We start from the raw sequence: 12,766 nt of genomic DNA on the forward strand, positions 1-12,766 counted from the left end.
CCCACGCCATATTGCCGACATAAATCAGGGGCAGCCATCGCCTCTGATTCACCTTCTATTAACAGCGTTTGGGATTTTGTTCTCCTTGTTCTTATTCCTTGTTATTCTTCGTTGGTTTCAGTTAAACGGAAAACTCTAATAAAGCGATTCTGATTTTACCGGATGGTTACACTTGCTCTCTTTTGTACTTCAAAGGCAACCGGTAAACCATGTTGGCAAACCAAATTTATTTCGGTGTTTCCTTGAGAATATGCTACCGAGGTTATCTGCGTGTGCTCAGGCACTTGCCACTTGCCCTTGAGTATTATAGTCAGTGGTACAGGCTGGCTATAACCTTTAATTGGTTTTAACTGAGCAAAGTTAAGGTCAGGTTGTACTACACTTAATGTTGCTGTTTGCTTATCAAGTTTTTGGATCATGACTAAAGCAGGCGCTGAAGTAGATGATAACAAGCCATGTTTTATGGGCTCTGCTGATGAAAAAATAGCATAGCCAGTCGTGTTAGTAATGTTATCAGTCACAATATGTGCGTGACTGTTTGCTTGTAGAACATTATAAGTGCTCTGTGTATTTGTAATTTTTGCAAAGTTGTTAATGTGTTTTTGATTCATCACTTTACTAATAAAGGGATAGACGACGTATTGATAACCACCTTTTTTAGGGGCTACTCCGTGGTCTATCCAAGCACTAGCAAAATCGCCAGACGTCCGAGTGACGCCTTTACCTTTTGAGTTCATTTTTCCACTGTGTAATGAAAATTTATTGTGTAAAGAGTGTTGATGGCTTCGATTTATGGTTACTTCATTATCTGATAATAGATGGTAACCATTACCATATGGATCAATGATCCAATTGCTTAAGTGATTTTTATTATGTTCTTTATTTGATAATAGCGTTGTTTTTAATGGCAGTGTTGCTTGATAAGGAAATTCGTGAACTTTTCCTGATACTGATGTTGCTAATGGTAGGTTTTTATCAGTTAAATAAGATTGAAATAAACTTGTTTGAACAGGATTTTTTGGATCTTTGCTACTGATATCAGTGCCAATGAATATCAATTTGTCATTAAAAGAGAATACGGACTTTTTGGCTTTTAGTCCGCCAGCTAAAATCTGAGGGTATTCTTCGTTTCCCTCATGATTAAAACCCTTATTTTCATTTAGTATCATTGCAAATAAGCCGTTGCCATTAAGTGCGACGCTGCCAGTAAGTGATTCATTTGAACGAAACATTAATAGCGGTTCTTTTGTTTCTAATTGCTTAATTGGTAGATTAATGACCGTTGCTGCAGGAAATCGATTCCAATCCCAACCGGCTTGAACAAAGCCACTGGCTTTTTCACCTTCTTCATTTATCAACTGAACTGTTCCGTTAGCTGGGTAGCGACCATAACGGTTTGATGCTACATAAATTTCAGATGCCCAAACGTACTTGCTATAACCTTTAATCAGTGCGGCCCAGTTTTGATTGCGATGTACAGCTGTTGCTGCATAAGGGAAGCTGTAATAGCCCGTTAATTCTTCAGCACTAATGTCGTGCTGCTTGAATAGCGCCTTATGCTCTTCATCGTTGTTCCATAATCGTAAATAGGCGGCAGCAACATCTTTATCAATAGCATTATTATGTTGTGGATCACCGGCCAAAGCGAGTTGGATGTATTGCTGTTGTAATCCTGAAAATGAACCATCAAAAGGGTGTCGACCAGCATTACCAAAACCAAAATCGAAGGGCTGGCTGTAAATTCGACTCGCTAAAAACGATTTTTTAAAGTTTGCGTGACCTGCTTGGCTGATTTTAAAACGGCTAGCTGACAATATATAGATGAGTTGTGGTATTTTTTCAAAAGCGCCTAATGCATAAGCAGGATAATGGCCACCATGATGCCATGCTGTTCCGTCTATTTTAAATACACCATGGCTATCATCTTGTGCCAAGATAATAGAAATATAATTTGAGAAATACTGTAACAGAGAAGCCTGCATTCCTCGTTCGTCGCTTAAAAATATGATTAATAAATGATAAAATGACTGCGTATTCATGTAGTCGATATTAGCGTGAAAACTCTCTTCATCACCTAACAATTTACCTAGATTAAATATCCATTGCAAACTTGCGCCAATCTCGTTGAGGATACCTGCTTTTTGTAAAGATTTGCGCATCAGATAAAATGCTTCGGTAAGCTCTCCAGTACTATAACCAATATGATGCAGAGTGCCCATCGATGTGCCTGATTGCCAACCTTGATCTAAATAGTAGCGAGCGGCTTGGATAAACATTTTTTCAATATCGATTTTATTTTTGTTTATATTATCAATCTGTTTGGTGTCACTAACATAGTATTGTGCCAGCCTTTTTAGCAACTTGCCGAAATCTTTCAATTTTGTATGACGTTTTTTACCTTGTTGATGTTCGTTGAAATAGAACTCAGATAATGCATAAGTTAATGGCGGCCCTTGAATAGTTTTGCCATCATCAATGAGTTCAAGCCGTTCAAAATCTTGTTTTAATGAAGCAAGATTTTGTACTGTATTTTCGATTGTTAATAGCGAGGTTATTTTTTCTTCAATTTTGATGAGTTGTGTTTGCTGACTATCTTTTATCGGAACAATGGTCATATTTTTTATACGTTGTAAATCTTTCTGTAAGGGCATCCAATGATCACTGGCTGTTATTTGAGCCTCTTGCTGTATAAATGGGGCTTGTAGACTAGGGTAGGGAAAACGATCGTCTTGAAATTGAGAAAAAATAATATCATCAATAAAGGCTTCTCCATTGCCGTTTGTGCTAATCGAAAACGTATCATAAATCACGGGAGTATTTTTTGGGGGGGCATGACCATCCATTTCATAAAAAGGGATCTGGATAGTACGCCAGCCATAAAAATTTAAAGGAAAATCAAACGATACGATATTTTTATTTTGCGTATTATTTTGTTGAGAAAAACTTATTTTTAGCGAGGTTGATTGTTTATGTTCACTATATATCGACATAATAACAGTTGGACTTGATGGAAAATAATCACCATATTTTAACGGGCTTTGGCTGTGGGTTAGGGTCCGAAAGTGCTGGGTAGATAAGGTGCTTTTACCTTGCCATTGCCATTTTAAAGAGTGTCGACCGAATTTATAATGTTTATTGGATATTGAAATGTTACTGCGATCACTATACTGATAATACTCGAGTACTGAGTTACTTTCGAAAGACTCTATCGCAGGGGGTTGGATAGGGCTTGCTAATGAGTTGTTCATTATTAATGCAAGTAATATGTTGATAATGAGGGTTTTTATTGCATATTTTCGCATTTTATTTCCTAACTATTAAATTCGAAGAGTACTTGGTTGTAAGATATCATACACCATTTGTTTTAAATATCTATCTCTGTATTAAAATGACATTTTTAGTATTCGATATTTATCAGTATTAGCTATTGTGTAATTTTTTCAATACTTGTATGCTTATATGATAACTAGTGATTATTACTTTGTTTCATCACATAACTTTCTTCCGTTTAGTTTTATTTAGGCGCGGCAGGTTTGCTTAGAAACATTTGATTAAGGATAACCATGTACTTGAATACAATATATTTTGGTAAAATGCACCTCAAAAAAATTAAGAGATTTATTACTTTAGCATTGGTAACTATCAGCGTCGTATCTGCAAGTGCAAACGCCAATGACGTTAAGTTCTCTGATGCGATGAATAAAAAAGATGTTTACCAAGCAATGAAGTTTGTTTCCGATTGGCAATGGCAGCAATTTAATGTCAAAACAAACATGTTTGAAGGTTATGATAAAGCCGCTTATATGGATCCAACATCTTGGGATACACACCCTCAAGGTTGGGTATATGCAGCATTTCATGTTGGTATGGCGAAATGGGCAAAGCTAGCTGATGCTCATGGGGATGAAAGCTATTACCTCAAACTTAAATCTATTGCCGAACGTAATCAATATTTGATTGCACCGCGTATATATAATGCTGACGATTATGCTATTGGACAGCTGTATTTAGATTTGTACGATAAATATAAAATACCAGAAGCCCTGGTACCAATTAAAACCGTATTTGATATTATTTTAAATACTCCTTCTACGGTATCACTTGAATATAAACATATTCAAGTGGATGTTAAAGCTGACAAATTTCATAACGCCGAAGCAAAAGACTACTATGGTGGTCGAGAATTAGGGATAACTCCTTGTAAGAATCGCTGGTGTTGGGCAGATGCATTATTTATGGGACCGCCAGTATGGATTCATTTAGCGAAAATAACGGGAGAGAAAAAATATTTGGACTTTGCTAATAAAGAATTTTGGGAAACGGCTAATTTTTTGTGGGATAAAGAAGATCACTTATTTTTCCGTGACAGTAGTTATTTTGATAAACGTGAAAAAAATGGTCAAAAAATTATTTGGGCGCGTGGTGTTGGCTGGGTAGTTGCCGGTTTGGCACGTATGCTAGAACATTTTCCACATGATCATCCACAACGTGCAGACTATGAAGATATTTTTAAGAAGGTTATGAAACGTCTCGCATCTGCACAACAAGATGATGGTTTTTGGCGCCCGTCAGTATTAGCGCCAGAATCGCAACCATTTAAGGAATCAAGTGGCACGGGGCTTATGGCTTTCGCTTATGCGTCAGGCATTAATCAGGGGATTTTGGATAAAAAAACCTATTTACCTGTTGTTAAAAAGGCTTGGGTTGCATTGGTTAGTGTTGTCCAACCAAGTGGTAAAATTGGTTGGGTACAGCCTATTGGTGCATCACCAGATACAGTTTCTGCAGACGATACACAACTTTATGGTACAAGTGGCTTTTTACTAACAGGTACTGAAATTTATCGCATGCTTAATGAATAATTAAATTTGAAATCGTAAACCTTAAGTAGAAAATTACTAAGCCCCATATGATTAACTCATGATGGGGTTTTTTGTTTGCCCAGCGAAGCTGAAAAACTCGACGAGCAAAAAGAAGCTATTGGAAATTAGAAGTATATAACTAACCGTAACCTGATTCTGCAGTATTGATTGGTAAGCGTCCAAAGTAGTGCTACGCGCTATACTTAGTCAGATCAATACTGTGTTTGAGAGGGATTTCTAATCGCTCCTAAGGTAAGTAAATGCCAGTAGTACCAGGGAAACGATTCCAATCCTTACTGCTTGATTAAAGCCACTGGCTTGCTCGCCTTGATCATTAATTAAATTACACGGTGGCGTTGGCAGAATAACGACTATAGCGATTTGAGACGCGTTAAATTTAGGAAGCCCAAACATAATCACTATAACCTTTGATGAGTACCGGCCAGTTATCTTGTCGTTTTATTGCTGTTGGGTCACAAGGAAAAGTGTAAAAAAAACCGAATTTTGTGCATTTAACCCTTGTGTTTTAGCTCGCTTGCAAAGTTGGTTTCAGGCCACAGAAGCAAGTTGGCTTGTGCAACGGTTTCATCTATTTTGTTGTGTTATACCAAGTTGATTAATTAATTGACCATTTAAACTCGCCCTTTGGGAGCTAATTACCAAGCTGATAGCGTCACCAAATAAATGAAATATAGAACAACTATGTTTAAACTATTTAGTTTGTTCTAAGCTCGCTAATCTAGCTCCAATTTAATCAAATTGGTAATAACCAGAAGTTTATGCTGAGCCTACATGAAAACTGCTTCGTGCCAATAAGTACATAAGGCTTGGGGGTAATTCAAAAGCACTTAGGGCATAAGCGGAGTAATTGCCACCATGATACCTTGTAATGGCGTCAACTTTAAATACGCTATCTTCGTAATTAAGTGCAAAGGTATGGGGGGGGTATTATCATTGATAATGACAAAAACAGTGGTGATATTTTATTCCAGCGAATGAATGTAACTAATTTTAATTTAGGTTGATGGTTATTGAAATATTGATGCAACATAAAAAAAACGGCATGCAATAAAGTATTGAATGCCGTTAATTATATTATCCTATGAGCTTTTTATTTAACGGCTCTTAGTTTAAGTTCAACAGGTAAGCCATCAACAATGGTAAATTCGATAACTGTTTCTGTGGTATCTGCGCTAATTAACGTAGCACGCGGGTGCTGTTTCTTGATTGACCAGTTACCATGTAAAGTTAATGTCACTTTTCTTGGCGCTATAGGCTCAACTCCTCTGGACGTAAAGCCCATATCGGGATCAGTAACCGATAATCTGACTTTGTTACGTTTAGCGTGTTTAAGCATAACTAAGCTTGGGGTATCGCTTGCTTTTAGCAGACCATTGGTGTGAGACATATCGCTAGCTGCTTCAAATAACGCATAGCCCCAAATATTCTTGCTTAAATGCTCAATCACGTGTCGTTGTGATGTTTTTTCATGAACAACATACGGCTTGTGCTTAGCGAGTTTTTTCATTTTACCAACGTTTGCATTAGGTACCGTTACATATTCATAACCGTGATTGTCTGGCGCGATACCGTGATCAAGATAACCGATAGTGTATTGCTCAATAGGGTTTTGTGAAATATCGACAGGCCAACGTTGGTCTTTGTTTGGCGTTTGTTGGTTACCTTTCCATACTTTTAATTCGCCGCTGCCAGCAACAAGGTAAAAGCCAGTTTGGTAATCATCAATAAGCCAATGGTTTTTATTATCAGAAAAACTTGTTGCACCAAGGTCACCATAGCCTTTTTTATCGACAATAACGCTACTGTCATCCGTTGCTAAACGTTGGTATAAAGTGGTTACGGTTGGGTGGTTAATATCATCGTTAGTGATAGTTGAGCCTAAAGACACAATCATGTTTTTAAAGGCAAAGTTAGACTTCTTAAAGGTGAAGCTTGTGTTATGCGTATTAGGGCCATAAGTTTCGCCAAAACCACCACCGTTTTCACGTTCTTGGAAGTCCATAGCAAATATGCCGTATTTACCATGAGTTTCTTCAAGCACACCACGTTTTTTGCCTTTATTTATAAATGCTAAGCTACCAACAAAACGTTTTTGTTGACGTTCATCGATACGTGATTTTTCGCCGTGAAGCTTGTCCCAAGGTAGTACTATGCTTGTGGTTCCTGGGTTATAGTTCCAGTTCCAAGTGTTGACATCAAAACCATTATTACCAACACTATTATCGCCTGGATAAATAATTTCTAAGGCACCGTAACTTTGATAACGGCCATAACGATTACTTGTAGTATACAGTTCAGCACCCCACATATTGTCGGTAAAGCCTTTCATAACAGCTAACCAGTCACCTTTTTTACTGCGATGTCTTAATACCCCAGTATTACCATGGTTAAACTGGAAAAAACCGTTGTCAAACTTGGCAATTTTATCATAGTTAAAGTCGGCATCAACACCTGTAGTACGGTTGTAATACCCAGCTAATAGTGGGTCAGCACTATCAAGGCCTAAAATTTTACCACCACTAATGGCCAATATTTTAAGGTGCTCTGGCAGGGTTGTAATTCCTCTACTGCTCGGATTTCTGCCAATGGTAGATAATGCAATATAGCCGACATCATTACTTTTCATACGTTGTGCATAAATAGCATTTCTTAAGCGTAAATATGAAGCAGCGTCTATTTGGAAGTCGGTATCATCAAGGGCAGAAACAATATAAATGACATTTCTTAATGAATACATATAGCCCTCATACGCGGACCAATGATGAAAGCCTGAGCCGTCAGGTTTAATACCGTCACTAGTTGCATCAGAATAAACTAAGAAGCGTTCAACGTAACGTTTGGCGGCTTTTAACCACTGCACGCGTTCATCGTTAGTGGTAACATCTTTCCACAAACCAAATAAAGTAAGAGTATCACCCATATTGTACATCCAGTCAGTGTTGTAACCTTTGCCTGATGTATATTCGCCCCAGAAATTTTCGAAGTTTTCAGATTGTACTAACAGTGTGTAACCAAATCTGTCTTTGACACTGTCAGATAAGTAGTCTTTCAAATGAATTGTGTGTCTTGCAAACTCACGGTATCCATAGGAGTTATAGTCTCTGGTGATATCAAGTGTACAAAGCTTTTGTGATACTAACCAAACAAGGTTTGATGCTTTCTCCGCAATAGCAGTATCTGCGGGAGCAACAAGCTTTAAATGCTGGGCAAAAGCTTTAAGAATTTTACCTGCACCGCCAAAAGAAATGGTTTCACCCACAATCTCACCCTCTGATACAACAATATTTAAGTTGTCATAGGCGGCTAATGCTTCGTTAAATTCAATATTTAGCTCCTCGAAATCGACGGTTTCGTTAGTACCAATATGAATATCAGATAAAGTTCGATAAATATTGTCTATTTGAATAATTTGCTCAGATGTCGCCGGTGTTAAAGCAATATCTGTATTAAAGTTAATTGGCATTGTACAAGCAGGGTTCGACGGCGGTGGCGCTTTTTTAATTTGCAATTGGGTGTTGTTGAGACTGACATTATCAACTGAAAAATCACGAGCAGTATTACCATCATCGGTACGAATATACCGTATCTCTAGCTCATCGCCTTCATCCGTATTTTGAGTTGTGTAGTTAAAGTTAAAGTTAACTACTGGGTTGGCAGGAACAATTGCTACAGCTGATGTTGTTGCTAGCTCGATATCGTCAGTGACATTGTGCAGTGCAACTTTTAACTGAACATAAGAACTTCTTGGATTATAAACATAGCTCGATATTGCCAATGTTTCTCCTTCTGTCATAGGACAATCGAAAGAATAGGCTCCGCCTTGACCAATAACTTTTGATTGGCCATTAAACAGTAATGCGCCATCGCCAACACCATCAGTATTATCTTCATCATCAGTGACGGCTAATAAAGCAATATCACCTATTGGTGCAAAGCCAATTTGGTTTTGAGGGTCAACAAAGCATGTTGCCACGGGTGGTGGCACATAAGCTTGCATTGATAATACTTGGCCATTGATTGAGGTATTATCGACAGCAAAATCACGAGCTGGGTTTCCATCATCAACGCGAATATAGCGTAGTTCTAACGTATCAGTTAAATCGGTGTTTTGAACATCGTAAGATAAGGCATAATTATGCACAGGCGACGATGAAGTTAAGGCTAAAGCTGGTGTTGTTGCTAATTCAACATCATCAGTTGTGTTGTGTAAGGCAACTCTTAATTTTACAAAAGAAGCATTAGGGTTATAAACATGACTCGCTATGGTTAAGGTTTCTGCGTTACTTAGGTCACACTCAAAGGCGTATGCACTTCCTTGGCCGGCTTCTGTTGATGTGCCATTTACTAACAGTGCGCCATCGTTTTCGCCGTCAGTATTGTCATCATCATTGGTTACTTGTGTTAGTTCAACAGCACCGATTTTAGTAAAGCCATTAAACTTATTAGTATCAATAGTGCATTGCGCGAAAGATGAGTTTGATGTCAGCAAGAAGGCACCTGCGACTATAGGCGTTAGTACCCTGATTGTATTGCTTGTAAATATCTTTGGTATTGATACTTGTGGTATTAAATTTTTCATATATTGTCCCCAAATTACCTTCCTTGATAGCAAGGAAGTTGTATTATGATTTGTTATTGGTAACAGCTCGCTTTATATGTTTAGTTGTTTTAATAACCTCTAATAAAATTTATAGATCTATTTCTATTGTGGTTATTAAAGAGGCGTTGTCATATAACCTGATTAGATTATAATAATATCTATAAGTAGGCAATATATTAAAATGTGTATTTTTAGCTACGAACTTATAGCGTTTTATAAAGGTAATTATTTAAATGACATAGGCTTAACCTTCGCCTATTAAAAGTTTAAAATTTAAGGGGCGAAGGTTTATTAATACTGCAGACGTTACAGGAAGATGAATTTGTGTAGTTAACGTGAAGGTACTGATAACAGTAAGCCCTACTACGTGGCATAACTTATCTATTTCTTTATGTTTTACCCTCAATGGTCGTAATACTGAATTCGGTATTACGACCATTGAGGCTTGCAGTATTTATTTAAATGAATAGTTATTTAAATATTTTTGCCATTGTGATTCTGATGTGATTTTCTCTGCACGTTCCCATCCATAGCCTGCGGCATAATGTAATTTTCCTTTTTCATCGGTATGTGAAATGAGCCAAATATGGCTTTGATCTTTTTTGGTAGATGGTAGGTGGATAATGCTATCGATATACTTAGGGTTAACAACAACGCCTGTACCTAAGTGGTAACCTTTGATGTTCTCCCAAGCGGCTATCCAGCCAGCATTTTGACTTTTACTGACCTTTGCAGCTTCGTCGTGAGTCGCAACGCCAATCGCAATACTGAGATTTTTTGCCGGTTGTCCATTAAGGAGAAAGCTTGAAGTAACTTCAAATAACTGGGAGTTTAACGCAAGACTAATTTGTTTAGTTTCTGATACTTCACCGAGTTTGGTTTTCCAAACATAATCAAGTTCAAAAATTACTTTTTTTGGGTTATCGTCAATTATGCGTGATGCGCTAAATGTACCTGAGGGGTAAGGTTGATTATCTATCCATACAGCTGTTCCACCTGTGCCACGAGAAGTGCCTGTATGATATGGATCATGGCCTTCACCCCAATCGGTATGGTAGCTAATATTATTTTGATAATTGTCATACCATTTATCAATCACAGAGTAGTCCACGCGTTTTAGCCAGCAATCAATACCGCTAGCCGCTTTGGTTGGAGTCGCTAAAGAGGAAGGTCCATACATGCGAAATGCAACAAGGTCATTTTCCCAAGCAAAATCGTCTTCTCTTATAGGCACAAATTTCGCGTAAGCTTTTACTTTTTGCTTTTCTTTAGCGACTAATTCGCTACCTGTAATAGCTGTTTGTTGATTTTTTTGTGATGATTTGACAACGACTTGCTGAGTACAGCTAGTCGTTAATAGGGTGGTTATGCCTAGCAATATTAGTTTAGAAGCTTTCATTAGTCTTGCCTAAATTATAATTAAACGATTATTACTTGTAAGATATCATACTACGAATGGTTTGATAATAGTCTGAGACTGATATTTACTAAACTACATCTAATAAAAGTAATATAACGTGAAGCAATAATTTAAATACGTTTAATAAATATGTAAATATCAACTTGTATGATAACATGAGGACTGATATCTTTATTGTAGATTTATATAATTGTTTGGTGAAAGAGATTATGACAACAAATTCAGATCAAAATATTTTTTCTTTGAAGGGAAAAACCGCACTAGTAACTGGCGCAAGTAGGGGGTTAGGCCAATCGATTGCAGTAGGTTTTGCTCAAGCAGGGGCTGATGTTATTTGCTGTAGTTCGCGTGTTGGCGGTACAGATGAAACTGCTGCACTTATTGAGCAGTTAGGGCGAAAAGCCTATTGTTTAGCGGCTGATTTGTCACAACCTGAAGCGGTGCGATCTTTAGTCATACAGGCGTATGAGAAAGTGAGCACCATTGATGTATTGGTTAACAATGGCGGTACTATTGCTCGACATCCTGCGGTAGATTTTCCATTAGATGAATGGAATAAAGTTATTGATGTAAATTTAAATTCTGTCTTTTTATTATGCCAATTAGTAGGTAAAAAAATGCTGGAAAACAAACAGGGAAAAATTATAAACATCGCCTCAATGTTGTCTTTCCAAGGTGGTATTACGGTGCCAGCATACACCGCGAGTAAACATGGTGTTGTAGGGATAACCAAAGCATTAGCGAATGAATGGGCGGCTGATAATGTGCAAGTAAATGCTATCGCTCCAGGGTATTTTAGAACCGACAATACTAAGGCTCTACAAGCTAACCCTGAAAGAAATAAAGATATAGAAAAGAGAATACCTGCAGGGAAGTGGGGCGAGCCTTCACAGATAGTGGGAGCAGTAACTTTTCTTGCAACACAAGCGAGTGATTACGTGAATGGTCATGTATTGGCTGTAGATGGCGGTTGGTTAGCTAGATAAAATAAGGGATAAATTATGACTATTGATTACGAAAACAGATACGCCGTTGGGCATAACGAAGCAAAAACTTTTAATACCCAGCAATTACGTGATAGCTTTCTTGCTGACGACCTCTTTCAACAAGATAAAATAAAATTAGTATACACACATTACGAGCGTTACATTGTTGGTGGTGTTGTACCAATTAATCAAGCATTGGAACTCAACGCGATTGATCCGCTAAAAGCACAAAATTTTTTAGATCGTCGTGAATTGGGCATTATCAATATAGGTGAAACTGGTGTAGTTACTGTCGATGGTGAAGAGTATCTTCTGCACAATAAAGAAGCATTATATGTTGGTGCTGGTAATAAGCTCGTCACTTTTACGAGTGTAAATAAAAACTCACCGGCACGCTTTTACTTAAACTCTGCACCAGCGCATAAAAGTTATCCAACAAAAAAGATCACTCGTAAAGATGCTAATGTCTTGGAGCTAGGATCATTGGAAACCTCTAATGAGCGTACAATTTACCAGTTGATTATTAATGGCGTAGTTGAAACTTGCCAATTACAAATGGGCATGACCTGTTTAAAGCCGGGTAGTGTGTGGAATACCATGCCAGCTCATCAACATGACCGTCGTATGGAAGCTTATTTGTATTTTGACTTGGCTGAAGATCAAGCCGTTTCTCATTTTATGGGAGAGCCGAAAGAAACTCGCCTTATTTGGACTGGCAATGAGCAGGCTGTTATTTCACCAGCGTGGTCAATTCATAGTGGTGCAGGTACTTCAAACTACTCTTTTATTTGGGGTATGGCGGGTGAAAACTTAGATTATGACGACATGGATAAGTACATGCCGAATGAGTTAAGATAATTGGCATATTGTATGTTTG

6 protein-coding genes and 1 pseudogene are annotated in these 12,766 nt (G+C 37.8%); 3 read left to right on the forward strand and 4 right to left on the reverse strand.

Annotation, left to right across the window (positions count from 1 at the left end):
- Nucleotides 1-155: 155 nt before the first annotated feature.
- Nucleotides 156-3,302, reverse strand: coding sequence for a chondroitinase family polysaccharide lyase (locus tag CXF79_RS03935; RefSeq protein ID WP_101154048.1), 3,147 nt, complete (start codon nucleotides 3,300-3,302; stop codon nucleotides 156-158).
- A gap of 261 nt (nucleotides 3,303-3,563) precedes the next feature.
- Between CXF79_RS03935 and CXF79_RS03940 the strand changes: the two genes are divergently transcribed.
- Nucleotides 3,564-4,862 carry a glycoside hydrolase family 88/105 protein gene (locus CXF79_RS03940; protein ID WP_101154049.1) on the forward strand — a complete coding sequence of 433 codons (1,299 nt, stop codon included), beginning with the start codon at nucleotides 3,564-3,566 and terminating at the stop codon, nucleotides 4,860-4,862.
- Between the two features lie 777 nt (nucleotides 4,863-5,639).
- On the opposite strand, the pseudogene CXF79_RS23910 reads toward CXF79_RS03940, so the two are convergent.
- The 3 genes and pseudogenes from CXF79_RS23910 to CXF79_RS03950 all read right to left on the reverse strand — a co-directional run.
- Nucleotides 5,640-5,759, reverse strand: a pseudogene (locus CXF79_RS23910) (hypothetical protein); the annotation flags it as partial.
- A gap of 214 nt (nucleotides 5,760-5,973) precedes the next feature.
- Nucleotides 5,974-9,462: a polysaccharide lyase family 8 super-sandwich domain-containing protein gene (locus tag CXF79_RS03945; protein WP_101154050.1), complete on the reverse strand. Its 3,489-nt coding sequence runs from the start codon at nucleotides 9,460-9,462 to the stop codon at nucleotides 5,974-5,976.
- A 475-nt stretch (nucleotides 9,463-9,937) separates the two neighbouring features.
- A complete protein-coding gene (locus tag CXF79_RS03950; protein WP_101154051.1) occupies nucleotides 9,938-10,882 on the reverse strand; it encodes a DUF4861 family protein in 945 nt (314 codons plus the stop codon).
- A 230-nt stretch (nucleotides 10,883-11,112) separates the two neighbouring features.
- On the opposite strand from CXF79_RS03950, the gene kduD reads away from it, so the two are divergent.
- Nucleotides 11,113-11,889 (forward strand): 2-dehydro-3-deoxy-D-gluconate 5-dehydrogenase KduD, encoded by a 777-nt coding sequence (kduD, locus tag CXF79_RS03955; protein ID WP_101154052.1) that lies wholly within the window; start codon nucleotides 11,113-11,115, stop codon nucleotides 11,887-11,889.
- A gap of 15 nt (nucleotides 11,890-11,904) precedes the next feature.
- Nucleotides 11,905-12,747, forward strand: coding sequence for a 5-dehydro-4-deoxy-D-glucuronate isomerase (gene kduI / locus CXF79_RS03960; RefSeq protein ID WP_101154053.1), 843 nt, complete (start codon nucleotides 11,905-11,907; stop codon nucleotides 12,745-12,747).
- The last annotated feature ends 19 nt before the right edge of the window (nucleotides 12,748-12,766 follow it).

Origin of the sequence: Colwellia sp. Bg11-28 (assembly GCF_002836245.1) — a bacterium.
GTDB lineage: Bacteria > Pseudomonadota > Gammaproteobacteria > Enterobacterales > Alteromonadaceae > Colwellia > Colwellia psychrerythraea_A.